The 25,694-nt window shown below is 60.1% G+C and carries 22 protein-coding genes; 18 read left to right on the plus strand and 4 right to left on the minus strand.

The annotated features are described in order from the left end of the window. Positions 1 to 116: 116 nt before the first annotated feature. From ACOAPY_RS10110 to ACOAPY_RS10120, 3 genes are all read left to right on the plus strand, one after another. A complete protein-coding gene (locus ACOAPY_RS10110) occupies positions 117 to 1,253 on the plus strand; it encodes a DUF5610 domain-containing protein (RefSeq protein WP_465156593.1) in 1,137 nt (378 codons plus the stop codon). Positions 1,254 to 1,422: 169 nt separating this feature from the next. Beyond that, the gene (locus ACOAPY_RS10115) at positions 1,423 to 1,659 is read left to right on the plus strand and encodes a glutaredoxin family protein (RefSeq protein ID WP_076578321.1); all 237 of its coding nucleotides are present in this window, start codon (positions 1,423 to 1,425) and stop codon (positions 1,657 to 1,659) included. A 179-nt stretch (positions 1,660 to 1,838) separates the two neighbouring features. Then, positions 1,839 to 3,080 carry a glutamine synthetase family protein gene (locus ACOAPY_RS10120; protein WP_465156766.1) on the plus strand — a complete coding sequence of 414 codons (1,242 nt, stop codon included), beginning with the start codon at positions 1,839 to 1,841 and terminating at the stop codon, positions 3,078 to 3,080. A gap of 30 nt (positions 3,081 to 3,110) precedes the next feature. Here ACOAPY_RS10120 and ACOAPY_RS10125 read toward each other — a convergent pair whose 3' ends face one another. From ACOAPY_RS10125 to flgA, 4 genes are all read right to left on the minus strand, one after another. Then, positions 3,111 to 3,851, minus strand: a complete 741-nt coding sequence (locus ACOAPY_RS10125; RefSeq protein WP_076578325.1) for a flagellar brake protein — start codon at positions 3,849 to 3,851, stop codon at positions 3,111 to 3,113. Between the two features lie 77 nt (positions 3,852 to 3,928). After that, positions 3,929 to 4,396 (minus strand): flagella synthesis protein FlgN, encoded by a 468-nt coding sequence (locus tag ACOAPY_RS10130; protein WP_076578327.1) that lies wholly within the window; start codon positions 4,394 to 4,396, stop codon positions 3,929 to 3,931. A gap of 49 nt (positions 4,397 to 4,445) precedes the next feature. Beyond that, positions 4,446 to 4,787, minus strand: coding sequence for a flagellar biosynthesis anti-sigma factor FlgM (gene flgM, locus ACOAPY_RS10135; protein WP_465156596.1), 342 nt, complete (start codon positions 4,785 to 4,787; stop codon positions 4,446 to 4,448). A 134-nt stretch (positions 4,788 to 4,921) separates the two neighbouring features. Next, on the minus strand, positions 4,922 to 5,680 hold the full coding sequence (gene flgA / locus ACOAPY_RS10140; protein ID WP_465156598.1) for a flagellar basal body P-ring formation chaperone FlgA: 759 nt from the start codon (positions 5,678 to 5,680) through the stop codon (positions 4,922 to 4,924). Positions 5,681 to 5,760: 80 nt separating this feature from the next. Here flgA and ACOAPY_RS10145 point away from each other — a divergent pair, with 80 nt between their 5' ends. The 15 genes from ACOAPY_RS10145 (at position 5,761) to ACOAPY_RS10215 (ending at position 25,603) form a co-directional block, all read left to right on the plus strand. Beyond that, a complete protein-coding gene (locus ACOAPY_RS10145; RefSeq protein ID WP_076426468.1) occupies positions 5,761 to 6,693 on the plus strand; it encodes a chemotaxis protein CheV in 933 nt (310 codons plus the stop codon). Between the two features lie 44 nt (positions 6,694 to 6,737). Continuing rightward, on the plus strand, positions 6,738 to 7,565 hold the full coding sequence (cheR, locus tag ACOAPY_RS10150) for a protein-glutamate O-methyltransferase CheR (protein WP_076426469.1): 828 nt from the start codon (positions 6,738 to 6,740) through the stop codon (positions 7,563 to 7,565). A gap of 234 nt (positions 7,566 to 7,799) precedes the next feature. After that, positions 7,800 to 8,207, plus strand: coding sequence for a flagellar basal body rod protein FlgB (gene flgB, locus ACOAPY_RS10155; protein WP_465156600.1), 408 nt, complete (start codon positions 7,800 to 7,802; stop codon positions 8,205 to 8,207). Between the two features lie 14 nt (positions 8,208 to 8,221). Next, positions 8,222 to 8,665, plus strand: a complete 444-nt coding sequence (flgC, locus tag ACOAPY_RS10160) for a flagellar basal body rod protein FlgC (RefSeq protein ID WP_076426471.1) — start codon at positions 8,222 to 8,224, stop codon at positions 8,663 to 8,665. 22 nt (positions 8,666 to 8,687) lie between these two features. Further along, a complete protein-coding gene (gene flgD / locus ACOAPY_RS10165; protein WP_272793744.1) occupies positions 8,688 to 9,356 on the plus strand; it encodes a flagellar hook assembly protein FlgD in 669 nt (222 codons plus the stop codon). Positions 9,357 to 9,380: 24 nt separating this feature from the next. Continuing rightward, on the plus strand, positions 9,381 to 10,730 hold the full coding sequence (gene flgE, locus ACOAPY_RS10170; protein WP_465156602.1) for a flagellar hook protein FlgE: 1,350 nt from the start codon (positions 9,381 to 9,383) through the stop codon (positions 10,728 to 10,730). Positions 10,731 to 10,927: 197 nt separating this feature from the next. Next, positions 10,928 to 11,671, plus strand: a complete 744-nt coding sequence (locus ACOAPY_RS10175; RefSeq protein WP_076426474.1) for a flagellar basal body rod protein FlgF — start codon at positions 10,928 to 10,930, stop codon at positions 11,669 to 11,671. Positions 11,672 to 11,717: 46 nt separating this feature from the next. Beyond that, entirely contained in the window at positions 11,718 to 12,503 is a 786-nt protein-coding gene (flgG, locus tag ACOAPY_RS10180; protein ID WP_076426475.1) for a flagellar basal-body rod protein FlgG, read from the plus strand. Positions 12,504 to 12,561: 58 nt separating this feature from the next. Next, positions 12,562 to 13,275, plus strand: a complete 714-nt coding sequence (flgH, locus tag ACOAPY_RS10185; protein WP_465156604.1) for a flagellar basal body L-ring protein FlgH — start codon at positions 12,562 to 12,564, stop codon at positions 13,273 to 13,275. A 14-nt stretch (positions 13,276 to 13,289) separates the two neighbouring features. Then, on the plus strand, positions 13,290 to 14,390 hold the full coding sequence (locus tag ACOAPY_RS10190) for a flagellar basal body P-ring protein FlgI (protein WP_061904245.1): 1,101 nt from the start codon (positions 13,290 to 13,292) through the stop codon (positions 14,388 to 14,390). An 11-nt stretch (positions 14,391 to 14,401) separates the two neighbouring features. Then, complete coding sequence (gene flgJ, locus ACOAPY_RS10195; RefSeq protein ID WP_465156606.1) at positions 14,402 to 15,556, plus strand: flagellar assembly peptidoglycan hydrolase FlgJ; 1,155 nt, start codon at positions 14,402 to 14,404, stop codon at positions 15,554 to 15,556. 10 nt (positions 15,557 to 15,566) lie between these two features. Continuing rightward, the gene (gene flgK, locus ACOAPY_RS10200) at positions 15,567 to 17,630 is read left to right on the plus strand and encodes a flagellar hook-associated protein FlgK (protein ID WP_465156608.1); all 2,064 of its coding nucleotides are present in this window, start codon (positions 15,567 to 15,569) and stop codon (positions 17,628 to 17,630) included. 14 nt (positions 17,631 to 17,644) lie between these two features. After that, positions 17,645 to 19,324 (plus strand): flagellar hook-associated protein 3, encoded by a 1,680-nt coding sequence (locus tag ACOAPY_RS10205; RefSeq protein ID WP_465156610.1) that lies wholly within the window; start codon positions 17,645 to 17,647, stop codon positions 19,322 to 19,324. Positions 19,325 to 19,535: 211 nt separating this feature from the next. After that, positions 19,536 to 20,828, plus strand: a complete 1,293-nt coding sequence (locus ACOAPY_RS10210; RefSeq protein WP_465156612.1) for a class I SAM-dependent methyltransferase — start codon at positions 19,536 to 19,538, stop codon at positions 20,826 to 20,828. Beyond that, positions 20,825 to 25,603 (plus strand): glycosyltransferase, encoded by a 4,779-nt coding sequence (locus tag ACOAPY_RS10215; RefSeq protein WP_465156614.1) that lies wholly within the window; start codon positions 20,825 to 20,827, stop codon positions 25,601 to 25,603. The genes ACOAPY_RS10210 and ACOAPY_RS10215 overlap by 4 nt, the downstream gene beginning before the upstream one ends. The last annotated feature ends 91 nt before the right edge of the window (positions 25,604 to 25,694 follow it).

Below are 25,694 nucleotides of genomic sequence, written 5' to 3' on the forward strand. Positions count from 1 at the left end.
AAGCCTGACGGGGCCGTCCATGATCCGTGGCAATACCTGGCCGCTGGTCGGCTCCTTCTCAAGTTTCCCAGGTGCACGCCGCCAACCATTCAGATGTCCTGTTCAGGTACGCCGCCATGAATGCTCTGGCTTCGCTTTCCCCGTCGCTGTCCCGTCCGCCGCTGCTCAATGGCCTGCCCGCCTCGCGTGCTCAAGCCGAGGGGCAGAACACCTTGGCCAATCGCCTGGCCGATCGCCTGGGGTTGGATTCCGGTGCGCTGAATGGCGAGCGAGGAGATTTCACACCGGACAAAGTCGCCGAGCGTGTTATCGGCTTCATCGAGCAACGCTTGAAGAGTGAAGCCGCCGCAGGTGCCGATTCCGCCAAGCTGGAGGGGCTGCTGGCGCAGGCCCGTGAGGGGGTGGAGAAAGGCTTTGCCGAAGCGCGCAAGATTCTCGATGGCATGGGGGTGCTCAAGGGCAAGGTGGCCGACGACATCGATGCCACCTACGACAAGATTCAGGACGGACTGCAGGGGCTGCAGTCCGACTATGGCCGCCAGCTGCCCGCCAGTACGGACAATCTGGTGGCCGTGGCTGCCCGCAGCGAGCGTTTTGCCGCGCAGGCCGAGACCTTTGACATGCAGATCACGACCCGCGACGGTGACCGGCTGCAGATATCCATCGCCAGCGCATCCGCCAGCTGGGCGCAGAGCCGCGTGGCGGCTGCCGGCAATGGTGGCTCTGCAGTGGTGGCCGCCAGCAGCAGCTCGGGCAGCATTCAGATCGGCGCCTGGCAGGTACAGGTGGAGGGCGAGCTGGACGACGAGGAGCGTGCCGCCCTGGAGGATCTGTTCAAGCAGGTTCAGGACATATCCAGCGATTTCTATTCCGGAAACCTGAGTGGCGCGTTCGATCGCGCCATGCAGCTCAACATGGACGGTTCGCAGCTGGCTTCCATGTCGCTGCAGCTGACCCAGACCAGCGTACGCCAGGCCACTGATGCCTACGGGGCCGTTGCCCAGCAGGGTGGTCGGGCTGCCAGTGCGGTGAACGATAGCCTGGTCGAGTATGCCCGTGGCCTGCTTGAGGCTCTGCGCACTGCCGATAGGGTTACCGAAGATGCCAAGGGCACGTTGCAGGAGTTGCTGGAGGGCGGTTTCAGCCTCGATGAGCGCTTCGACGAAGGGCTGCTGGCCAAGGCAGGGGAATTCAATAATCGCCTGCTCGACGGTCTGCAGGGCGTACTCGGCCAGTTGCCGGCTGCGGTCTAATCACGATTTGCCGCGCAATGAGTGCGCGGTGCCGAGGACAGCCCGGATTGCCAGCGCGTGAGCCGCTAAGTCCGCGCTTCTGGATTGCCCCTTTGCGCTGTCCGCAGGTCTGAAACGGGGTGCGGGTGGGTGGTAGAATTCGGCCCTGACCGAGTTCGGAGATGCCCCGATGCCACCTGAATGCCAACTTTTCGGCACCCTTGGCTGCCACCTCTGTGAGGTGGCAGAAGCCTTGCTAATGCCTTTTGTCGAACACGGGCTGCTGGTCGAACTCGTGGATATCGCCGAGCGCGAGGACTGGGTCGAGGCCTATGGCTTGCGCATACCGGTTCTGCGCCGCTGCGACACGGGGGCTGAGCTCAACTGGCCTTTCGATGCCGAGCAGCTGGTAACGTTCCTGAGCTGAAACTGTTGGGTTGCGTGCTTGAAATCCTGAACGGGTGATGCGTATTTTGTACGGATCAACAACAAGGAAAAGCCATCATGAATACCCACGGCAGCAGTGCGCTCACGGAGCGTTTGACCGGTGTGGCCGAAATCGAGTGCGTGACCCCGGACCTCAACGGGGTGCCCCGGGGCAAGGTGATGACGGCGGAGGGTTTCCTTGAGGGGCGGCGTCTGCAGCTCGCACGAGGCGTGCTGTTGCAGTGCATCATGGGCGGGTACCCGCCTGCGCGTTTTTACGGCAGTGACGACGGCGATCTGGTGCTGAGCAGCGCGCCAGAGAACGTCTTCCGCCTGCCCTGGAGCGAGTCTCCCCGTGCCATGGCCATCTGTGATGCGGACGAGCTGGATGGTCGCAGCTCCGGGTTGTCGACCCGGGGGTTGCTCAAACGGGTTGTGGCCGCCTATGCCGAGCATGGCTGGCAGCCGGTGGTGGCCACCGAGCTGGAATTCTTCGTGTTCGAGCGGCATCTCGACCCGCAGCGTCCCTTCCTGCCGCCGCTGGGGCTGGATGGCAGTCGTGAGAGCGGTTGCTCGGCCTTCAGTGTGTCGTCCGGCAATGGCCTGCGCCCCTTCTTCGAGGAGGTCTATCGCTGCATGGCGGCGCTCGGGCTGCCGCGTGATACGTTCATGCACGAGATGGGTGTCAGCCAGTTCGAGATCAATCTGCTGCACGGTGACCCTCTTCGGATCGCGGACCAGACCTTTCTGTTCAAGCATCTGTTGCGTGAGGTCGGACTCAAGCATGGCCTGGCCGTGGTGTGTATGGCCAAGCCGCTGCCGCATACGCCGGGCAGCTCCATGCACATCCACCAGAGCGTGGTGGAGCAGGGGAGCGGCCGCAATATCTTCAGCGCCGACAATGGCGAGGCGACGCCCGCCTTCTATCACTTCATCGGTGGGCAGCAGGCGGCGCTGGCAGACTTCACGCTGCTGTTCGCGCCGCATGTGAATTCCTATCAGCGCCTGTGTCATCCCTATGCCTCGCCGAACAACGCCTGCTGGTCCCACGACAACCGCGCAGCCGGTCTGCGTATACCCGCCAGCGCTCCAGCGGCTCGGCGAGTAGAGAACCGCTTGCCCGGCGCCGATGCCAATCCTTACCTGGCCATTGCTGCCAGTCTCGCGGCTGGGCTGCATGGCTTGCAGAGCCAGCTGGCGCCTACCGAGCCGATCCAGGGGGAATTCGAGGTGCCGCCGGCACTCAGCTTGCCTTGTACGCTGCATGCCGCACTGCAGCGCTTGCAGGGCAGTAAGCTGGCTCGACAGTGGTTCGGTGATGAGTTTGTCGGCGGATACTGCGCGACCAAGAGCATGGAGCTGATGAGTTTTCTTGATGAGATCACGCCCTGGGAGCGGCGTGTGCTGGCAAATCAGGTCTGAAACCAAGAGGCCGCCTCGCGGCGGCCTCCCTTATTCCTGCTCGACGCGGCGAGATTCGCGTTGCAGTTGGTAGACGAAGCGCTCTACCTGACGTTGCTCGAGGCCGCTCATGCGATGGAAGCGCAGGCCGACAAAGGTCATGCCGTTCTTCTGGTCAAAGTAGGCATGACGCAACTCGGCGCTAGTCGTCATGCCGCCGATCGGCAGTTGCGCGCTGAAACGTTCATAAACTTCGCCAGGTTGCAGGCGCGCGGTCACGTCACCGGGAAAGCGCAGACGGCAGCCGGTAGCCGAGATGTCCAGCATCTGGCCTCTCAGGCCAGGAGTCAGGCGGCTGCCCGATAGCTCGATATTGACCAGTTGACCCTGGCCCAGGGCGGCGCGGTAGGCATTGCGACGCTGATGGTAGGTGATGCGCTCCGGCATGTAGCACCAGTAGCAACGCGCATTCTCGAGTTCGCCGATGCGTACTGGGTCCTCGCAGCTCCAGGCAATGCGTACGCCCTCGTGGAATGCTTCCACGTGGAATGCCTCGCCGCTCTGAATGAAACGTTCGCCGTCGTTGGGAATGAGTTCGTCCAGAGCAATCAGACCGCGCTCGCGGTTGACTTCGATCAGGTAGCTCTGGAACCGCTGACTGCGGTCCTTGAATGTGATGACCAGTGGATCATTGCCCTGCTGCAGGGTGCGCAGATTGGCAAAAACCTCCAGGGGCGCGGTGAGCACCTTCGGCGGCTGGGGGCCATCATCCTCTTGGAACGGGTTGGACACAGTGCATAACTCCAGGGTACTACCGCACTAGCATACTGGCATATTGCCGGTATGTCCCTGTGCTTGTTGTTATGGTCTCAGGCCTGGCTGAGGGGGCGTTGCTGCGCGATTCTAGCGGCGCTGCCGCGGCTGTCATAGAGCCCCGGCGTTTCGCCGCCGCGAAGAATGCCGAGCACACTCTTCAATGATGCCTGGTTGGCGCGGATCAGTCGGCCATTGCGCTGGTTCGCTTCGCGGCAGCTTTCCAGCAGCCGATTCAACTCGTCGCTGCGTGATAGCAGCTCTTCTCCGTTGGCGCTGCGGCTGGCCATCGCCTCCAGCCCGGCGCGATCAGCGCTCAGCTGCTGCGCGACGAGCAGTTGGCTGCGGGCCGTACCATGCTTCTCAAGCAGGGACAGGAGGGGGAGTTTCTCGCCAAGCAGTTGTTCCAGACGGGGCAGATCACGCTCTCCCATGGCCTGGAATTCGGCGTCGATCAGTTCAAGAAGACGTTGGGCGGTGCCGATATCGTCGTTGAACAGTTGCAGCAGGTCGTTATCTTGCATCGCGGGCTCTGGGGATCGGGCGTCCAACACCCCCAGCGCAGCCCTGGGACTAGCGCTGGGATTCGAAATCGAGGAGCTTGCTGGCCACGCGCTGGGCGTCGACCTGATAGCTACCGTCGGCAATTGCCTGCTTGAGTTTGGCGACGCGCTCTTTGTCCACGGTCGGCAGATCGCGCAGCTTGTCGCCAGCCTTCTGCAGTTGCTGAGCTTCGCGGCTGAGCTGGACGGATTCACCCGTCTTGGCGTTAGCAGCCTGCTCGTCAGCAACCTGTGCCGCATTCTGCGGGGTATTGCTGACAGCCTCGTTGCGGCTGCTGGCCTGAGCGTTGCCGGTGCGACCGCCGTTGGCGGCGCTGGCGGCATTGTTCAGCCGGTTGAAGTCGATAACCATGTTGTGAACCTCGGACGGTAATCTGGACGCTTGACTGGGTTGTCGGCCGGTTCCGTCGAAACTTTAGGGCGCAAGTGTGTGCGTCGTTTAACAGTGTAGGAAATCACCGGGGATTTGCGCTACAAGAATCGTGCCTACATGTCGACCTCGACCTGGCCGGGGCCTGCGATGCGTGCACGGATGATGCGTTGTGAGGCCAGGTTGCGGACGTTGATCTGTTGTCCCAGTGTGCCGCCAGACAATGCCTCGCCTTGCATGCGCACGTTGATTCCGCCACTCCGTGCCGTGATCACCACCTGGTCGCCACGCTGCACGGCGTCCGCAGCCTGCAGCATGGTGGGTGTCAAAACCTGATCAGTCTGTGTCGCGCGCGTCAGTTTTTTGCCGATGGCCTGCTCCGGTGATGTCACATAGCCCCGGCTGAGCAGGCTGACATCCTGCTCGATCAAGGCGATGTCCGCAGGACCGATGATGCTGTCTCGCTTGAGCGGGGCTTTCACGACCACCACCGGGCGGAAAAGGCGTACCTGGGCGGGAACAAAAACGGTCCATGGCTTAGTGCCCTCGCAGCTGATCCGGACGGTCACGCGGCCAAGGGGTTGAGCCGGACTTTCCAGGCTTTGTGTCAAATCACTGTCGCAGGCCGCCAGGCGCAAACGGGGGTCGAGAGTGTTTACCTGAATTTCATATCGGGCCGCGATTTCGCTACGCTCCAGATAGTCCTCTACCATGAATTCAAGAAAGCCTTCGGTAGCGCCGATAAGCTCTTCGGGCAAAGTCAGCTCCGCAGCATGCGCCTGGCTGTAGCCGAATAGCCCCAAAGCGGGTAAAACTCCGACAAGAGCAAGGCGTTTCGCCATCAGGTGTCGGAAAAGTGTCGTGAGCTTTTTCATGCCGCTCACGAAGCAAGCCCCGTGCCGCCTGCTAGGCTTTAGCAGAGTGCGAGGCATTATGAACAATAAGGAGTCTGGGCATGGCCGGAGTATTGGACTCGGTTAACCAGCGTACCCAACTGGTCGGGCAGAATCGTCTGGAGCTCTTGCTGTTCCGTCTGGACGGCCCGCAGCTTTATGGCATCAATGTGTTCAAGGTGAAGGAGGTGCTGCAATGCCCCAAGCTCACCGTGATGCCCAAGTCCAGTCAGGTTGTACGCGGCGTGGCGAACATCCGCGGTGGCACTATTCCCATCCTTGATCTGGCACTTGCCACCGGCAAGTCGGCGCTGGATGACATCCAGAACAGCTTTGTGATCATCACCGAGTACAACACCAAGGTGCAGGGTTTCCTGGTGCGCTCGGTGGAGCGCATCGTCAACATGAACTGGGGCGAGATCCACCCGCCGCCCAAGGGCACTGGTCGCGATCACTACCTCACGGCAGTGACCCGCGTCGACAATAAGCTGGTCGAAGTGATTGACGTCGAGAAGATTCTGGCTGAGGTGGCACCGATGTCGGAGGCGATCTCCGAGGGCGTGGTGGACGTCGAGACCCAGGCCAAGGCCGTTTCCAAGCGTGTGCTGATCTGCGACGACTCCTCGGTGGCGCGCAAGCAGGTTTCGCGTTGCCTGGAGAGCGTCGGGGTCGAGGTTGTGGCCCTCAATGATGGCCGCGAGGCGTACGACTATCTGCGCAAGATGGTGGAGGAGGGCAAGAATCCGGCTGAGGAGTTCCTCATGCTGATCTCCGATATCGAAATGCCAGAGATGGACGGTTACACCCTCACGGCAGAGATTCGTTCCGATCCGAGGATGCAGAACCTTCATGTGATTCTGCATACTTCGCTGTCCGGGGTGTTCAACCAGGCGATGGTGAAGAAGGTCGGCGCAGATGACTTCCTGGCGAAGTTCCGTCCGGACGAGCTCGCTTCACGTGTGGTTGAGCGTGTCCGCGTAGCAGATGGGGGCTGAGGGCTCGGCTCTCGGTTAGGACCATGTTTGGTGAGGCTGCATTAGTGTCTTCAGGCAATTTGGATTTCGAGCAGTTCCGTACCTTTCTGGAAAAGGCCTGCGGCATTTTGCTGGGGAGCAACAAGCAGTACCTGGTGTCCAGTCGTCTGAACAAGTTGATGGAGCAGCAGGGCATCAAGACGCTTGGCGAGCTCGTGCAGAAGATGCAGGCTCAGCCCCGTGGTGGCCTGCGCGAGCAGGTCGTTGATGCCATGACCACCAACGAAACGCTGTGGTTCCGTGACACCTACCCCTTTGAGGTAATGAAGTCTCGGGTACTGCCGGAGTTGATCAAGGCCAATCCCAGTCAGCGTCTGCGTATCTGGTCAGCGGCCTGTTCCTCGGGGCAGGAGCCCTATTCTTTGTCGATGACCATCGATGAGTTCGAAAAAACCAACCTTGGACAGCTCAAGGCGGGTGTGCAGATTGTGGCCACCGACCTGTCTCCATCAATGCTGACCAACTGCAAGTCGGGCGAGTATGATAGCCTGGCCATGGGGCGAGGCTTGTCGCAGGAGCGGCTGCAGCGTTACTTCGATCCCAAGGGGCCGGGCCGTTGGGTGGTCAAGCCGGCCATCAAGAGTCGCGTCGAGTTTCGTCCGCTGAATCTGCTGGAGAGCTACGCCTCGCTTGGCAAGTTCGACGTGGTTTTTTGCCGGAACGTGCTGATCTACTTTTCCGCCGAGGTGAAGAAGGACATCCTCACCCGCATTCATGCCACGCTGAAGCCGGGCGGTTACCTGTTCCTGGGGGCCTCGGAAGCACTCAATGGCTTGCCGGACCTGTACCAGATGGTCCAATGCAGTCCGGGGATTATTTACAAGGTGAAGTGATTGACGCTCAGGCGTACGCAGACGGGAGGCCATTGGCCTCCCGTTTTCGTTTGGGGCGGCAAAGGGTATTGCCGGTTTGCCGCTTTTCGTGGTCGGTAGCGGAAAAGCTTTGCCGCTCAGCGCCTACAGGCATCGATAATATTGTTTAAGTTGTTGAAAAATAAGAATAAATATAAGTGGCATGGCCTTTGCTAAATCTCAGGCACGAAGCCCAAACGGCAAAGGTTCCAGGTCATGAGTATCAGTTTCTCCAAAGCCCTCGGCATCCATGAATCGGCCCTGAACTTCCGCGCTCAGCGCGCCGAAGTGCTCGCCAACAACATCGCCAACGCGGATACCCCGGGTTACAGGGCGCGTGACCTCGATTTCGCTGCCGTACTCGCCGCGCAGAATGAGCAGCAGGGCAGCAAGCAATTTGGCCTGAACCGCACCGACAGCCAGCACATTGCCGCCGACGGCATCCAGCTGGCCGACCCAGGGCTGCGCTACCGCATCCCACTCCACCCGTCCATCGACCAGAACACCGTCGACATGCAGCAGGAGCAGGCCAATTACGCCGAGAACGCGGTGCAGTTCCAGGCCAGCTTCACTTTTCTCAATAGCAAGTTCAAAGGGCTGATTGGCGCCCTGCGCGGCGAATAAGGGAGGTCACGAACATGTCACTCGCCAGTGTCTTCAACATCGCCGGTACCGGTATGAGCGCCCAGAGCACTCGCCTGAACACTATCTCCAGCAACATTGCCAACGCCGAGACGGTTTCTTCCAGCATCGACCAGACCTATCGCGCGCGTCATCCGGTGTTCGCCACGGTGTTCGAGTCGACCATGGATGGTGACCGTGGTTCGTTGTTCGCTGATCAGGATCAGGCTGGTCGCGGCGTGCAGGTGCTGGGCGTGGTCGAGGATCAGAGCAGCCTGATGCCGCGCTATGAACCCAACCACCCGGCGGCGGACGAGAAGGGCTACGTGTACTACCCGAACGTCAACGTGGTCGAGGAGATGGCCGACATGATCTCGGCCAGCCGCAACTTCCAGACCAACGTGGAAATGATGAATACCGCCAAGCAGATGATGCAGCGCGTGCTGACCCTGGGCCAGTAAGCGGCGAACGAGGAGCGAGACAATGAGTGTCAGTGGCGTCAGTTCCGTACTGGACCAGTATCAGATCAAGCAGGAAACCACCCAGAAGAAGGATCTCGGCAAGAACGAGTTTCTGGAACTGCTGGTGGCTCAGTTGAACAACCAGAATCCCCTGGAGCCCCAGGAAAACGGTGAGTTCATCGCCCAGCTGGCGCAGTTCAGTCAGGTCGAGGGCATCGAGAAGCTCAACACCAGCATGGGCTCGCTGCTCTCCGGATATCAGTCCTCGCAGGCCTTGCAAGCGTCTTCGCTGGTCGGGCGCAAGGTGATAGTGCCGACCGAGAAGGCGGTGGTGGACACCAGCGAAACCTTCAAAGGCAGCCTGGTTCTGCCGGTGACCAGCAGCAACGTTTACGTCAACGTTTACGACAGCGCCGGCAAGGCGGTAAGCCGGGTCAACCTCGGGCAGCAGGCGGCAGGCAATGTGAGCTTCATGTGGGACGGCAAGGATTCGAGCGGCAATCTCTTGCCGCCTGGTACCTACAAGTTCGAGGCGCAGGCTACCTACGCCGACGGCACCAAAGGCCTTTACACCCTGTTGCCGGCCAACGTCGACAGCGTCGCGCTGGGGCAGAACGGTGGCGAAATGAAGCTCAACCTGGCGGGTATCGGCAGCGTGCCGCTCTCGCAAGTCCAGATCATCGGTCAGTAACCCTCAGGCTGTAAGGAGTTCACCATGGCTTTCAATATCGGTCTCAGTGGTCTGCGGGCGGCTACCAGCGACCTCAACGTTACTGGTAACAACATCGCCAATGCCGGCACTGCGGGATTCAAGCAGTCGCGTGCCGAGTTTGCCGACGTCTACGCTGCCTCGGTGCTCGGTACGGGCTCCAATCCGCAGGGGAGTGGTGTATTGCTGGCGGACGTGTCGCAGCTGTTCAACCAGGGCAACATCAACTACACCCAGAACGCTCTGGATCTGGCGATCAACGGCAACGGCTTCTTCGTTACCAGCAACAACGGTGAGATCAGCTATACCCGTGCCGGATACTTCGGTACTGATCGAGATGGCTACGTAGTCAACAACTTTGGGTATCGCCTGCAGGGCTACGCGGTGGACGCTGCGGGCAATCTACAGAACGGCATTGTCGATGATATTCAGATTCGTACCGCTGCTCAGTCGCCTCGCGCTACGGAGCAACTGACACAGACTTTCAACCTCAACTCAAACAGCACGGTTCCCACAACGACGCCGTTCAACCCCGCAGATCCGAAAACCTATAACTCGTCGACCTCGACCAACATTTACGACACTCAGGGTAATGCCCACGTTCTAACCCAGTATTTTGTCAAGACTGGCGCCAATACCTGGAACATGAACGTTCTGATCGACGGGCGTAACCCTGCCAACCCGCAAAGTGTCTTGGTTGCTCCTGGTCCGCCCCCTGTTTATGACAACACTGCCGGCACCACGCCCTTTACCGCGGCTCTGACTTTCAGTGCTTCGGGGCAGTTGTTGTCGACGACCAGCACCGACTTCACGGTCAACGCCGATGGCACGCTATCCATGACCAACTGGACGCCGGCAGCGCCTGATAACTCCACTCCGCCGGTGTGGAGCGCCAATGGTGCCAACGATGCGGCGGCTGGTGTGACTATCGATTACCGTGCAGCCACCCAGTTCGCCAGCGCCTTCGCTGTGACTGCCGTCAGCCAGGATGGCTACACCACCGGCGAGCTGGCCGGTCTGGAGATTGATGACACCGGTGTGATCTTCGCGCGCTATACCAATGGTCAGTCGCTGGTTCAGGGGCAGGTTGTGCTCGCCAACTTCGCCAACGTGCAGGGGCTGACGCCGGTCGGCAAGACGGCCTGGGTACAGTCCTTCCAGTCCGGTGAGCCGGTAGTGGGAACGCCGCGCTCCGGCACTCTTGGTGCTCTGCAGGCGGGTGCCCTGGAGGACTCCAACGTCGAGTTGTCGGACCAGCTGGTGAACCTGATCGTGGCGCAGCGCAACTACCAAGCCAACGCCAAGACCATCGAAACCGAAAGCGCCATCACCCAGACCATCATCAACCTGCGTTGATGAGTGGAGGAGGGGCTTGCCGGCAGCGGCAAGCCCTCGCCGCCGGCTGTTGAAAAGGCTTCTCAGGAAGTCTTTTCTTGTTTTAAAAGTTATTAAATATCAATTAGATAGGATTTATATTGGTATCTGGCACAGGGTTTGCTGTAGAGCAGGTAACGAAGTTATGAGCGGCAACAAGCCGACCTGCGGAGCAAACCATGGACAAGATGCTGTACATCTCCATGACTGGCGCCAGCCAGAACACCCTGGCGCAGCGTGCCCACGCCAACAACCTGGCGAACATCTCCACCACCGGTTTTCGTCGCGACTATGAGCAGGCGCGTTCGATGCCGGTGTTCGGCGACAGCTATCCGGCGCGCGTCTATGCGATGACCGAGCGCCCTGCCACCGACTTCACGCCCGGCACCTTGCAGGAAACCGGGAGAGAGCTGGATGTGGCTGTGGACGGGCAGGGCTGGGTGGCCGTGCAGGCGGCCGATGGCAGCGAGGCCTACGTGCGTACCGCTAGCCTGCAGATCGACGCTCTCGGCCAGTTGCGCACCGGCAATGGTTTGCCGGTGCTCGGCAACGGCGGGCCGATTGCCATCCCGCCAGAGCAAAAAGTCGAGATCGGCCAGGACGGCACTATCAGCATCCGAGCGCTTGGCGAGGCGCCGAGCGTGATGGCCGAGGTGGACCGCATCAAGCTGGTTAACCCCGACCCCAAAACCCTGACCAAGGGCACCGATGGCCTGATCCGGGTCAAGGATGCAACGGGGCCCCAGGAGGTGGATGCCAATGTGCGTCTTACCTCGGGGTTCCTCGAATCGAGCAACGTCAATGCCGTCGAGGAGATGACTGCCATCCTCTCGCTGTCCCGCCAGTTCGAATTGCACGTGAAGATGATGCGCACCGCCGAAGACGGTGCGTCGGCCATGGCACGGGTCATGCAAATCAGCTGATTAATAACGCGAAGCGCCATGAAACCGGCGCTCGAGGAGAACGAACATGCTTCCGGCTCTGTGGGTTGCCAAAACCGGTCTGTCTGCTCAAGACATGAACCTGACCACCATATCCAACAACCTGGCCAATGTTTCGACCACCGGCTTCAAGCGCGATCGCGCCGACTTCGAGGATCTGCTGTATCAGATTCGTCGCCAGCCCGGTGGCCAGTCCAGCCAGGACAGCGAGCTGCCCACCGGCCTGCAGCTGGGTACCGGTGTGCGCATCGCCGGCACGCAGAAGATCTTTACCACCGGCAGCCTGCAAACCACCGAGCAACCATTGGACATGGCTGTCAACGGCCGTGGTTTCTTCCAGATCCTGATGCCCGATGGCACGGTCGGCTATACCCGGGACGGCAGTTTTCACCTGGACTCGAACGGTCAGATTGTCACGTCAAACGGTTTCCCTCTGGAGCCGGCCATCGTCCTGCCCGCTGAGGTGCAGACGTTCACCGTCGGTGAGGATGGGACCGTGTCGGTCACTACCGCTGGCAATCCGGCCGCACAGGTGATCGGCAACATCCAGACTGCCGATTTCGTCAACCCGGCCGGCCTGCAGGCCATTGGCAACAACCTGTTCATGGAAACCGCCTCCAGCGGTGCGCCGCAAGTCGGTACGCCCGGCCTGACCGGCCTCGGCACCGTGCTGCAGAACACCCTGGAGAACTCTAACGTCAGCGTGGTCGAGGAGCTGGTCAACATGATCACCACGCAGCGCGCCTACGAGATGAACTCCAAGGTGATCTCCACCTCGGACCAGATGCTCTCCTTCATCACGCAGAACCTTTAATACTGCAGGCGCCCCAGGCGCCAGCAGCTAGCAACACGAACGCCGTGAGGTAGTGGTTATGAACCGGCCGATGATTCTTTTTCCCCTGCTGGCCAGTCTGGTCCTGAGCGGCTGCGTGACGCCGCCGCCGAAGCCGGATGACCCCTACTATGCACCGGTACTGCCGCGCACTCCGCTGCCGGCGGCGCAGAATAGCGGTGCCATCTACCAGCCCGGCTTCGAGACCAATCTGTACGATGATCGCAAGGCCTACCGCGTCGGCGACATCATCACCATCACGCTCAGCGAGCGGACCCAGGCGAGCAAGAAGGCCGGCTCCAGCATGTCCAAGGACAGCAGCGCCAACCTCGGCCTGACCTCGCTGTTCGGGGGTGGCGTCTCCATCGACAACCCCAGCACCAGCCTCAACCCGCTCAAGGCCGAAGACCTCAGCCTGGATGTGGGCTACAGCGGCACCCGCGATACCGATGGCGAGAGCGACGCGAATCAGAGCAACAGCCTGACCGGCTCCATCACCGTGACCGTGGCTGAGGTGCTGCCCAACGGCATCCTCGCCGTGCGTGGCGAGAAGTGGATGACTCTCAACACCGGCGACGAGCTTGTGCGCATCGCCGGGCTGGTGCGTGCCGACGATATTGCCACCGACAACACGGTGTCCTCGACCCGTATCGCCAATGCCCGTATCACCTATTCGGGCACCGGTGCCTTCGCCGATGCCAGCCAGCCAGGCTGGTTCGATCGCTTCTTCATGAACCCGCTGTTCCCGTTCTGAGCAGGTAGACGACCATGAAACGACTGCTTTGCGTCTTCTGCCTGCTGCTCGCCACTAGCGCCGTGCAGGCCGAACGCCTGAAGGATCTGGCCAGCATCCAGGGCGTGCGCAGCAACCAGCTGATCGGCTACGGCCTGGTGGTCGGCCTCAATGGCACCGGCGACCAGACCACGCAGACGCCCTTCACCCTACAGACCTTCAACAACATGCTGGCGCAGTTCGGCATCAAGGTGCCGACCGGTGGCGGCAACGTGCAGCTGAAGAACGTCGCTGCGGTGTCTGTGCACGCCGAGCTGCCGCCGTTCGCCAAGCCCGGGCAGACCCTGGACGTGACCATCTCCTCGATCGGCAACTCCAAGAGCCTGCGCGGCGGCAGCCTGCTGATGACGCCGCTCAAGGGTATCGACGGCAACGTCTACGCCATCGCCCAGGGCAACCTGGTGGTCGGCGGCTTCGACGCCGGCGGCGCCGATGGTTCGCGCATTACCGTCAACGTCCCCTCGGCCGGTCGCATCCCTGCGGGTGCCACCGTCGAGCGTCCGGTGGCGAGCGGTTTCGATCAGGGCAACAGCCTGACGCTGAACCTCAATCGTCCGGATTTCACCACGGCGAAGAACATCGTCGACCAGATCAACGGCCTGCTAGGCCCGGGCGTGGCCCAGGCCATCGATGGCGGCTCGATCCGCGTCAGCGCGCCGCTGGACCCCAATCAGCGCGTCGACTACCTGGCGGTGCTGGAGAACATCGAGATCGAGGCCGGCCAGGCCGCGGCCAAGGTCATCATCAACTCGCGTACCGGCACCATTGTCATCGGCCAGAACGTCAAGGTGCAGCCGGCCGCGGTGACCCACGGCAGCCTGACCGTGACCATCAGCGAAGACCCCATCGTCAGCCAGCCCAACGCGCTGGCCGGCGGCCAGACCGCGGTGGTGCCGAATTCCAAGATCGATGCCGAACAGGAAGCCAAGCCGATGTTCAAGTTCGGTCCTGGCACCACGCTCGACGAGATCGTTCGTGCGGTCAACCAGGTGGGCGCCGCGCCCTCCGACCTGATGGCCATCCTCGAGGCGCTCAAGCAAGCCGGCGCCTTGCAGGCCGACCTGATCGTGATCTGAAGGAGGCTGCCATGGATTCCAGACTCGCAGCCGGCCTTGACAGCGGCGCCTATACCGACCTGAACCGGCTCAACCAGTTCAAGGTCGGCGGCGACAGCGAGAGCAACATCAAGAAGGTGGCTCAGGAGTTCGAGTCGCTGTTTCTCAACGAGATGCTGAAGTCGATGCGCAAGGCGAACGAAGTGTTCGGCGAAGGCAACTTCATGAACAGCAACGAGAGCAAGACCTACCAGGATATGCATGACCAGCAACTGGCCGTGACCCTGTCGAAGAACAAGGGGGGCATCGGCCTGGCGTCGGTGCTGGAGCGTCAGCTCAGCCAGATGAAGAGTGGACCGCAGCGGGTCAATCCGTTTGCCCAGGTCGAGGCGCCGCAGATCAGTGCGCGTGCCGGCGCGTTCAAACCTGCAGGGGAGACCGCTGGCAGCGTCCGTGATGACTCGCAATTGCTCAACCAGCGCCGTTTGAGTCTGCCGAGCAAGCTCACCGACCGCCTGTTGGCCGGCATTGTGCCCGCCACCGAGGGTCAGCCGCTGGCCGCCAGCGACTGGGTCCCGGCGCAGGCCACTGCTGTGGCTGACAGCAAGCCGCTAAGCCTGGTCGACAGCGATGCCATCAGCGGTCGTCGCCTGGCTCAGCCGCCGCTGGCCAAGGGCAAGTCGGCATTCGACTCGGCGGCCGACTTTGTCGCCACCATGTTGCCGCTGGCCGAGGAGGCCGCACAGAAGATTGGTGTCGATGCCCGTTACCTGGTGGCCCAGGCTGCCCTGGAAACCGGCTGGGGCAAGTCGATCATTCGTCAGTCCGATGGCTCCAGCAGTCACAACCTGTTCGGCATCAAGGCTCACGGTGGCTGGCAGGGTGAATCGGCACGGGTGCTGACCACCGAATACAAGGGGGGCGAGGCGGTGAAGGAGTCGGCTTCTTTCCGCGCCTACGACTCCTACCAGCAGAGCTTCAACGACTACGTGAGCTTCCTGCAGGGCAATGGCCGCTATCAGGAAGCACTGGCGGCGGCCGATAACCCGGAACGCTTCGTGCGCGAGCTGCAGGAGGCTGGTTATGCCACCGATCCCCAGTATGCCCGCAAGATCGCGCAGATCGCCCGGCAGATGCAGACCTACCAGGCTGTGGCTGCGGCCGACAGTCCGATCACAAGGACCTGAGAGCTGAATCATGGCTGACCTACTGAGCATTGGCCTGTCGGGCCTCGCCGCGAACAAGACGTCGCTGGCGGTCACCGGCCACAACATCACCAACGTCAATACACCGGGCTTCTCCCGGCAGGACACGGTGCAGGCTACGCGCATTCCGCAGTTCAGCGGCGCCGGATACATCGGCTCGGGTACCAGTTTGGTCGATGTGCGACGTATTTATAATGAATTCCTGACGACGCAGGTGCGCACCAGTACCGCGTTGAACAGCGACGTATCAGCCTACTTGGATCAGATCAACCAGCTGGATTCTTTGTTGGCTGGCAGCACCACTGGTGTCACTCCAGGTCTGAAAAAACTGTTCGCCTCATTGCAGACTGCTGCGGAGGACCCGGCCAATATACCGGCCCGGCAACTGGTGCTGTCCGAAGCCGAAGGCCTTGCCAAGCGCTTTAACACCATTTATGACCGCTTGTATGAGCAGAATGCGTTCATTAACAAGCAGGTGGCAGCGGTTACCGATCAGGTTAATCAGTTGGCCACTTCCATTGCCGGTTACAACAACGCGATCGCGGTAGCTGCAGCCAATGGCAAAGCGCCGAATGACCTCTTGGACGCTCGTGAAGAGGCGGTGCGTAAGCTCGCCGAGTTCATCGGCGTGACTGTTGTGCCGCAGGATGACAACTCCTTCAATCTCTTCATTGGTTCGGGGCAGCCGCTGGTCGTTGGCGCTACAGCAGCTCGGCTGGAAGTAGTGCCCGGTACGGCCGATCCCCTGAGGGCGGAGGTGCAGTTTGTCAGCGGTAACTCTCGTCAGGGAATCACCTCGCTGATTACTGGTGGGGAGATGGGGGGATTGATCCGTTATCGTGAGGATGTACTGGATGAATCCCTGAATGCTGTTGGTCGTCTGGCGCTGTCCATCTCTGATCAGATCAATAGCCAGTTAGGGCAGGGCTTGGACCTCAAGGGTAACTTCGGCGAGCCGTTGTTCCGTGCGATCAATGATCCGCTTTTGATTGGTCAGCGCAGCATTGCCCGGGTTGGTAACAGCGATGCGACTGCCAACCTTAACGTGCTGATTCAGAACACTACAGCACTGACAACCAGCGACTACGAGATCGAATTCACCAGCGCCACCGAGTATACGGTCCGTCGCGTTTCGGACGGTCAGACGGTATCGGCTCTATATGACAATGACGGTGATCCGGACACTCCGCTGGTACCGGCGCCTTCGCCCTATGATATTACCTCTGGTACGCCGTTGGTGTTCGATGGCTTCTCGATGAACGTGGCTGCTGGCACCTTCGCTGCCGGTGATCGCTTCAGGGTTCTGCCAACTCGTAACGCCGGTAGTGATATGCGTGCTGATCTCAAAAACGCGCAGGAACTGGCTTTCGCATCTCCACTCAAGGCCGAGACCAGCCCGGGCAATGTCGGGACCGGCACCATTACCCAGCCCAGCCTGACCACCAAGATCGATATCTACGATCCGGTGACCCAGGCCGCACTGGAGAACAGCCTGCGTACCACGCCGCCGCTGCGTATCGTTTTCACTTCGGCGACTGGGTACGACGTCGTCAATACGGCCGGCACGGTGCTCAGCAGCAATACCATCGTGCCGGGGCAGAACAACACTCAGCAGATTACCGCCGGTACGCCGCCCAACGACTTCACCTTTGAGTTCACCATCAGCGGTCGTCCGACGACCGGCGACAACTTCACGATCGCCTTCAACACCAACGGCGTGTCGGACAACCGTAATGCGCTGAAGCTTGCGGACCTGCAGAACAAAACGACGATTGGTATCGATCCGAACTTCCCTGGCACCACTGGTGCGAGTTTCACTGACTCCTATGGCGATCTGGTGGAGCGGGTAGGGACCCTGACGAGTCAAGCGCGCGTGGATGGTGAGGCCACTGCGTCGATTCTCAAGCAGGCGTCGGACAATCGCGATTCTGTTTCGGCGGTTAACCTCGATGAAGAGGCGGCCAAGCTGATTCAGTTCGAGCAGTATTACCAGGCGTCAGCGCAGATCATTCAAGTCGCGCGCAACCTGTTCGATACTTTGATCAACACCTTCTGAGCCGGATAGTCACCATGGTCATGCGCATCTCCTCCATCCAGGCGTTCAACAACGGCGTGAACGGTATCGGGCGCAACTACTCCGACGTGATCCGTACCCAGGAGCAGATCAGTAGCGGCAAGCGCATTCTTACCCCGGCAGACGATCCGGTCGCTTCCGTACGTCTGCTACAGCTCGAGCAGCAGCAGGCCGTGCTGGGGCAGTACAAGGAGAATCTAACAGCGGCTAAGAACAGCCTGACTCAGGAAGAAACCACCCTCAATTCGGTCAATACGGTTTTGCAACGGATTCGCGAGCTTGCCGTTCAGGCAGGCGGGGGCGCTCTGTCGGCTGAGGACCGCAAGTCAATTGCCAAGGAGTTGAGCGAGCGAGAAAACGAGCTGCTTAACCTGATGAATAGTCGCAATGCTCGTGGTGAGTATCTGTTTGCCGGCTTTCTTGGCAAGACCGAGCCGTTCATACGCAATCCGGACGGTACCTACTCCTACTTCGGCGACGAGGGACAGCGCAGTCTGCAGGTGGCCAGTTCGACTACGGTAGCTATCAACGACAATGGCAAGCGCCTTTTCGAGGACGTTTTGAACGCTGACCGGGTTCTGGAGACGGGAGGGATCAATAATCCCGCTCTGGCGGGCCAGGTTCCGCCGTTGCCTGCTACCACCATACCGCCTGTGCCGGCGGCTGATCAGCGAGTTTTCATGTCTCAGGGGCTGGTAGAAGATCAGGACGCCTTCAATAACAGTTTTCGTACAGGGCAACCCTATTCTTTGGCGTTTGTCAGCGGCAAAGAGTTCCGTATATACGATAGTGCCGGTACTGATGTGACTTCCGAAATTCCTGGGGGAGGGAGGATCGACCCGCTTGCCAACGGCGGCAATGTCATCAACTTCCGTGGAATGCGCTTTCAGCTGGATGTGGTGCTGCAGCCTGGCGACAATGCGCAGGATTTGGACAATCTTCTGGCAGATACAGCTACTCCGGGTACACCTGGGATCGGTACTCATAGTTTCACCTTGCAGGCCGCCCCGACAGAATTTGCAGTGACCCGTTCCTCGACCAATGCCTCCACGGCGGTTGTAGGCGGCGGCACCATCAGTAACCAGGCGACTTTCAACGCGCAATTTCCAACCTCTGGCGTTGTCCTGCGCTTCACCAGTGCTACCAACTATGATGTCTATGCTCAGCCGGTAGGGCCCAGCAGTACGCCAATTGCAACGGGCACGGCCCCTGGCCCGTACCCGTCGACTTTCAACGTGTTCGGGGCTGACTTCACGCTCAGCGCAGCTGCGAGTGCTGGTGATGAGTTTGGCGTGAAGCCGCAGTTCCAGGAGCAGCGCAGCATCCTCAATACCATTTCCCAGCTGCGTCAGTCGCTGGAGTCATCCCCTACCTCTCCGGTCGGCAATCTTGCAATTCGAGACGAGGTCGCCATTGCTCTGAAGAACCTCGATAACGGCATTGGTCAGGTGCTGGAAGTTCAGACCGAGATCGGTGCGCGACTCAATCTTGTTGAGTCAACGGAAACGGATAACGAGGATGTCACCCTGGTCAACAAAGCCGTTCAGGCAGATCTGCGCGAGCTTGACTATGCCGAGGCACTGTCACGTTTGTCCTTCCAGACGATCATTCTTGAAGCGGCTCAGCAGAGTTACGTCAAGGTTGCCGGGTTGAACCTCTTCAATCAGCTGCGTTGAGCAATCCTTCAGCAATAGCTGCTCTCACCTTTTCAGGTGTTTGGCGTGTGTTTTGCTTTGCTCTTGAGGTGTCATGAAGTTGACGCTGGGGTGAGGCATATCGCTATCGATCTCCATCGGCGACATGACGGGTTATATATGACCTGGCCGTTCAGTGGCGGCTGTCGTAGCCTGGTCCGACGTGGATCGATATGCGCATGGGGATGCTGAAGTGAGTCAACAAGAAGGTGATAAGAGTAGAGGCCACGCAGCCGACAGCGACCTGATTCGCTGGAAAACCAATGCCTGGCAGGATCCCAACATGGTGGCCTGGTACTCGGGGCGCATGGTCGAGAACACAGGCACCAATTATCTGAAGAACGCGCTGGAGATAGATATCATTCAGCGCTTTGTCAGCGGTCGAGAGGTCATTGATATCGGTACTGGTACCGGGCGCGCCGCATTGGCGCTGCTGCGGCAAGGCTACCAGGTCACTGGCATCGACAGTTCCCAGGCCATGCTAGATGAGACAAAACGCCTGGCTGGCGGCTCGCCTATCAGTCTGAAGCTTGGCGATATCCAGAAGCTTCCCTGTACCGACGCGAGCTTCGACTCAGCTGTTGCACTTAACGTCATGGTGCATTTCCCAAACTGGCGTGAGGCGTTGCACGAGTGGCGCAGGGTCGTGCGCCCCGGCGGACGCCTGTTGTTCGACATCCACTCCAGCTCGCATGTGCGGATGGCCTACGGCGTGGATCGTGCGCGCTGGCCTGATGCGCTGCGCAAGACAGATGATCCCCACGACTTTGCCAACTACATGGCGCGCCTGGATGTGGCCGAGCTGGTTGAACATGCCAATGCACAAGGCCTGACTGTTCGGGCCGTGGTGCCCTACGGGGCCTTCCTCGGCGGGGGCAACGTCAACTGGCTGCTGTATGAGCAACTGGAGCGGTCGCACCGATGGAAACGAGTGCTGTCCTGGTTTGCCTGTGATCCGGGGCTCGCAGAGCTGGGGCTCTTTCTGGAGCAGAAGCTGGTTGGTCTGCTGTCTCCGAGTCTTGCGGGGCGTGTATTCGTGGTTCTGGAGAATCGCGCCGATCTCGCCGCTAATGCCCGCTTCGTGCAACAAGCCGAGAGTCTGGAAATTGCCTTGAGCCAGCGCTCCTTTTCAGCGTTAAAGCCCTGGCTCGATCAGGGTGGCTGCAACTATGCAGTCGAGTTGCGGCGTTTGCTGCAACCGCTGCGAGCGCGTCATTTCTTCTTCAGTCTGTTTGATGCACTCCTGGAGCGACTGCCGGACTATGACTTCCGTGGGCTGCTAATGCCCGAAGTCGAAGAGCAGCTGCTGACGTGGCGAGCAATGCGCCAGGCCGATAGGCGTGCCATGGCAATCGCGCAGGGCTGGTCGGCAGGTTATGAGCAGCGATTCAGGCATGGTGTGGATGTTGCCCAGGGGAGTGAGTATTTCCTGGTCGAGTCGGTTCTGACTGAGTATTTCGGACTTTTCACTGGGGAGCGCACATGAAGGCGCCGGCGATCATCAGCTTTCTCTGGGCTACGCATTTCGAAGCCTTGCGACTTTTCCTGCAAAAGCGCGGGCCGCTGACCATTTTGACTTCTCGCTCGCAAATCGGTCAGGGCTTGCTCGATCTGGCCAACGAGACAGGCTGCAGCGTAGTGGCTCTGGATGGTCTGCTGGACGAGGCGGGTGTTGCACAATCTGAGCAGCTCGCCGAACAGTTCGCGGCGGGCTTCGCGGATTACCTGAGTGGTGCCAGCTGGCCTGCGACATTGCAGTTGGAGGACCGCGAGCAACTCCGTCCGCTCATCGAGCGGCGGATAGCTGCGGACCTGCCACCTACCGTTGCCATACTGGAGGCGTGCGAGCGCGCACGGGCGGAGTACCAGATTGAGCTGCTGGTGGTCAGTGAAGATGCGCTGCTGCTCGGTAAAACGGTGGTCAACTGGGCTCGCCAGCAGGGTATTCCATCCCTGCAGCTGGCGCACTCCATTGCGCTTTGTGATCCCTATACCGTCCATGCGCACTTGAATACGGACCTGCTGGCGGTTTACGGCGAGCGAGGTCTGGAAGGCTACCTGGATTTGGGGATCGCTCCAGAGCGCCTTCGAGTCACCGGTAGTCCTGCCTGGGATAACTATGCCCAGCTGCGTGGGCAGCGCGAGCAGGTGGTCTCTTTCCTGCGCGCTAAGCATGGTTTGCACGAGGGGCTACCGATTGTGGTGTTCGGTACGACGTGGGCGGCAAACCTGTCAGCGTTTTGCAATGAATCGATTTATGGCGACAGCCTGCTGGCATTTATCGCTGCCTGCGAGACCCTGCGCCAGGCTGGACTGCAGTTCAATGCAGTGATCAAGGATCGCCCATCGAACATGCACTTCGGTGAGCAGCGCTGTGCCGCGCTGCTGGCAGAGTTGGGCGCGAACGACGAGCACTACTTCTACTCCACCGAAGATACCCAGCTGTGGGCAGTGGGCGCCGATTTGCTGGTCGCGGTGGATTCGAACTACAGCGTTGAGGCAATGCTGGCAGGAACGCCGACGATCAACCTGCTTAACACCGCGGGGATGCTGCTGGGTCCAAGCTTCGAGGCTGAAAGTGGAATCGTCGAAGCCGAAGCGCACGAACTGGCTGCAGCCATGCAGCGTCTGCTGAGCGATGCGCCATTTCGTGCACGCCAGCTGGAGAACATGCGTTTGCGCGCGCCTTATTACAACTTGGGCGTGGATGGAAAGGCCGCACAGCGTTTTTGCGACCTGATGCTGGAGCTGGTGGCTGAGAGCCCTGATGAGGGCAAGCGCTATGTCTGGCAGCAGTATCTGGATGTTGAGCATACGGATGTCGAAGTCGCTTACCACGACACCGCACGCAGCCCGTTGATTGATGCCTTTGCCGAGCCGCCGCAGTTCGTTCTGGACATTGGCTGCGCCGCGGGAGCGAATGGGCAGCTGCTCAAACAGCGTTTCCCCCAGGCCAAGGTGTGGGGGCTGGAGATCAACCAGAGTGCTGCGCAGCAGGCCGCTACCAAGCTGGATCGGGTCCTGGTTGGTAAGTTCGAGGACTTCGATCTGGAGGCCGAGGGCATTGCCAGGGGCTCGCTGGATGGTGTCATCCTGGCGGATGTGCTTGAGCACATGTACAACCCCTGGTCGGTGTTGACGGCGCTGAAGCCCTACTTGAGCGCCAACGCGCAGGTCATCATTTCGATTCCCAATGTGCGCAATCTGCGTTTGATGAGCGCGCTGACTGACGGTTATTGGGAGTACGAGGCGGCTGGCCTGCTGGATATCACGCATATCCGCTTTTTTACCCTGACCGAGTTCCGCCGCGTACTGTTCGAGACTGGTTATCACGTCGAGACCTTGCTGTACTCGCTGGATGCCCAGTTACAGGGAGTGTTTGCCGATAACAAGGACAAGTCCTCCATCGATATCCGTGCCGGGCGCATGACGCTTCACGATCTTGGCCCGGACGAGCTTTCCGAGCTTTGTTCCCTGCAGTTCATCATGCGCTGCGGCGTAGGCGCCAAGGCGAGTGATCTGCTCGGGCGCTACAAGGGGCGTGAAAGCAACGCGCCCACCGAGGTAGCTGAAGTACATGAGCCCAGTGCCAGCGAGAAGCTTCAGCGCTGGATGGCAGCGCGTGTGCCCAGCGAATCACAGAATCAGCAGATCAATCGCTACCTGCAGGAACATGCTGGAGGGCCGCTTTTCGGTGTCGTGATCCTCGATCTGCAAGGTGACTCCAAGCGGCTTATGGCGACCATTCGCAGTCTCGGGATGGATCATGGCCTGTACGCCACGCTGAAGATCATTGTCCTTTCCGTTGGCGCGGTTCCGCAGAGCAATCCGGCCGACAAGCTGCATTTTCTACAGGTGGATGGAAGCGCTTATGTACCTGCTCTGAATCAGGCGATCAGTGACTCGGGGGTCGACTGGTTCATGCTGGTTGAGGCGGGCGATGAGTTCACCGTCAGTGGGCTGATGATTGCCGCTCTCGAGCTGACTCGTGCTCCTCAGTGTCGAGCCATATACGGTGATGAACTGCAACGGCAGGCCAATGGTGAGGTCGGTGGCGTATTCCGGCCTGGCGTCAATCTGGACATGTTGCTGAGTTTCCCGCGCGCCATGGCCAGGCACTGGCTGTTTCGCCGGGAAGAGTTTTCCCAGGTCGGTGGTTTTGATTCTGCTTTTGCCGGGGCCCTGGAGTTCGATTTGATCCTGCGTCTGATCGAGCGCGGCGGGTTGGCGGGACTGGGTCATGTCGCTGAGCCGCTGCTGATCACGGATGCCCCCGTGCTGCAGGACAGCCCTGTCGAACGGGCTGCTATCGAGCGTCACCTGGCTACACGAGGTTACGTCGCCGAGGTGAGCTCGGATTGGCCGGCCCGCTACCGCATCAATTACCGGCATGCCGGGAAGCCATTGGTCTCGATCATCATTCCGACCAAAGACCAGCTGCCGATGTTGCGGCGCTGCGTCGAAACACTGCTGGAGAAAACGAGCTACACCCATTTCGAGGTGCTGATCGTTGACAACAATAGCGAGACAGCCGAGGCCCGCGAGTGGCTGGAGGCGGTCGCCAGCATGGGCGAGGAGCAGGTTCGCATCCTGCGCTACCCTCATGCCTTCAACTTCTCAGCCATCAACAATATGGCCGTAAACGAGGCGCGCGGCGAATATGTCGTGTTGCTCAATAACGACACCGCCATTATCAGCGAGAGCTGGCTGGATGAGCTGCTCAACCATGCTCAGCGGCCCGAGGTTGGAATCGTTGGCGCCAAGCTGCTCTACCCGAATGGCCATATCCAGCACGCTGGTGTGGTGCTGGGGCTGCGTGGACCAGCGGACCATCCGTTTATCGATGAACCGATGGATGCCGTTGGCTACATGCACCGCCTGCAAGTTGTGCAGAACTATACGGCAGTGACCGCGGCCTGCCTCATGATGCGCAAGGAGCTGTACCTGGCCGTCGGCGGCATGGATGAGCAGGCCTTCAAGGTTTCTTACAACGATGTCGATCTGTGTCTGAAGGCCCATGATGCCGGCTACCTGATCGTGTGGACGCCACATTCATTGGTGATGCATGAAGGCAGCATCAGTCAGAAAAATGTCGATGCGGCAACCCGTGAGGCCAAGCGTGCACGTTTCGTCGGTGAGCAGGATGCTTTGTATGGCAAATGGCTGTCGTTGCTGGCTCGTGATCCTGCCTATAACAAGAACTTGTCGCTCAATGGCAAGGGTTTTGAGCTGGAGACGGACGTACACCTGACCTGGCAGCCCCTGGTATGGCGGCCGCAGCCTATCGTCCTGGCTCATCCTGCAGATCCCTGGGGGTGTGGCAACTATCGAATCACCAAGCCATTCTCCGCCATGGCTAGGGCTGGCTTGATAGATGGCATGCTCGCCACCGGGCTGCTGCATGTCATGGATCTCGAGCGCTATGACCCGGATGTCATCGTGTTGCAGCGCCAGACGGCCGATGACCAGCTGGAGGCCATACGGCGCATGCAGGCATTCTCGCGTGCCTTCAAGGTGTATGAGCTGGACGACTACCTGCCCAACCTGCCGTTAAAAAGCGTTCACCGCAAGGACATGCCCAAGGATGTGATGCGCTCACTGCGACGGGGCTTGGGTTATGTCGATCGTTTCGTTGTCTCGACGGCGGCCTTGGCTGAGGCATTTTCCGGCCTGCATGGCGATATTCATGTCGTTGAGAATCGCTTGCCGGTGGATTGGTGGAGAGACTTGAGCAGCCAGCGTAGGCGCGGGCGTAAGCCGCGTGTCGGCTGGGCCGGTGGGGTGGGGCATGCCGGAGATCTCGAGTTGATTGTTGATGTGGTCAAGGAACTCGTCGATGAGGTGGAGTGGGTCTTCTTCGGTATGTGCCCGGAGAAACTGCGCGGTTATGTGCATGAGGTGCATCCAGGGATCGATATCGAACGTTATCCGGCTGCGTTGGCCGCTCTGGATCTTGATCTTGCGCTGGCGCCGCTTGAGCAGAACCTATTCAACGAGTGCAAGAGCAACCTACGGCTGCTGGAGTACGGGGCCTGCGGCTTCCCGGTCATCTGCACGGATATCCGTTGCTATGAGGGCAGCTTGCCTGTCACCAGGGTCAAGAACCGCTTCCGCGACTGGGTTGAGGCCATTCGCATGCATATCAGCGATCTCGACGCGACCGCGCGCCAGGGCGATGCGTTGAAAGCTGCTGTGCTGAGTGAGTGGATGCTGGAAGGGGCGAACCTGGAGCTTTGGCGCAAAGCTTGGCTGCCGGCATAGTCCGGTGGCTGAGACATGTGTTCATTCGGCGGGGTCGGATAGCTGTCGTTATCCTGTCGAATGGGCGCATGAGGTCTTCTTGTGCGCTGCA

This window comes from Pseudomonas stagnisoli, assembly GCF_048595745.1.
GTDB lineage: Bacteria > Pseudomonadota > Gammaproteobacteria > Pseudomonadales > Pseudomonadaceae > Aquipseudomonas > Aquipseudomonas alcaligenes_A.

Excerpts from the sequence above, each read along its gene's own strand:
- ACOAPY_RS10110 (WP_465156593.1), top strand. The coding sequence starts at position 117 with ATGAATGCTCTGGCTTCGCTTTCCCCGTCGCTGTCCCGTCCGCCGCTG.
- ACOAPY_RS10115 (WP_076578321.1), top strand. The coding sequence starts at position 1,423 with ATGCCACCTGAATGCCAACTTTTCGGCACCCTTGGCTGCCACCTCTGT.
- ACOAPY_RS10120 (WP_465156766.1), top strand. The coding sequence starts at position 1,839 with ATGACGGCGGAGGGTTTCCTTGAGGGGCGGCGTCTGCAGCTCGCACGA.
- ACOAPY_RS10130 (WP_076578327.1), bottom strand. The coding sequence starts at position 4,396 with ATGCAAGATAACGACCTGCTGCAACTGTTCAACGACGATATCGGCACC.
- flgM (WP_465156596.1), bottom strand. The coding sequence starts at position 4,787 with ATGGTTATCGACTTCAACCGGCTGAACAATGCCGCCAGCGCCGCCAAC.
- flgA (WP_465156598.1), bottom strand. The coding sequence starts at position 5,680 with ATGAAAAAGCTCACGACACTTTTCCGACACCTGATGGCGAAACGCCTT.
- ACOAPY_RS10145 (WP_076426468.1), top strand. The coding sequence starts at position 5,761 with ATGGCCGGAGTATTGGACTCGGTTAACCAGCGTACCCAACTGGTCGGG.
- flgB (WP_465156600.1), top strand. The coding sequence starts at position 7,800 with ATGAGTATCAGTTTCTCCAAAGCCCTCGGCATCCATGAATCGGCCCTG.
- flgC (WP_076426471.1), top strand. The coding sequence starts at position 8,222 with ATGTCACTCGCCAGTGTCTTCAACATCGCCGGTACCGGTATGAGCGCC.
- flgD (WP_272793744.1), top strand. The coding sequence starts at position 8,688 with ATGAGTGTCAGTGGCGTCAGTTCCGTACTGGACCAGTATCAGATCAAG.
- flgE (WP_465156602.1), top strand. The coding sequence starts at position 9,381 with ATGGCTTTCAATATCGGTCTCAGTGGTCTGCGGGCGGCTACCAGCGAC.
- ACOAPY_RS10175 (WP_076426474.1), top strand. The coding sequence starts at position 10,928 with ATGGACAAGATGCTGTACATCTCCATGACTGGCGCCAGCCAGAACACC.
- flgG (WP_076426475.1), top strand. The coding sequence starts at position 11,718 with ATGCTTCCGGCTCTGTGGGTTGCCAAAACCGGTCTGTCTGCTCAAGAC.
- flgH (WP_465156604.1), top strand. The coding sequence starts at position 12,562 with ATGAACCGGCCGATGATTCTTTTTCCCCTGCTGGCCAGTCTGGTCCTG.
- ACOAPY_RS10190 (WP_061904245.1), top strand. The coding sequence starts at position 13,290 with ATGAAACGACTGCTTTGCGTCTTCTGCCTGCTGCTCGCCACTAGCGCC.
- flgJ (WP_465156606.1), top strand. The coding sequence starts at position 14,402 with ATGGATTCCAGACTCGCAGCCGGCCTTGACAGCGGCGCCTATACCGAC.
- flgK (WP_465156608.1), top strand. The coding sequence starts at position 15,567 with ATGGCTGACCTACTGAGCATTGGCCTGTCGGGCCTCGCCGCGAACAAG.
- ACOAPY_RS10205 (WP_465156610.1), top strand. The coding sequence starts at position 17,645 with ATGGTCATGCGCATCTCCTCCATCCAGGCGTTCAACAACGGCGTGAAC.
- ACOAPY_RS10215 (WP_465156614.1), top strand. The coding sequence starts at position 20,825 with ATGAAGGCGCCGGCGATCATCAGCTTTCTCTGGGCTACGCATTTCGAA.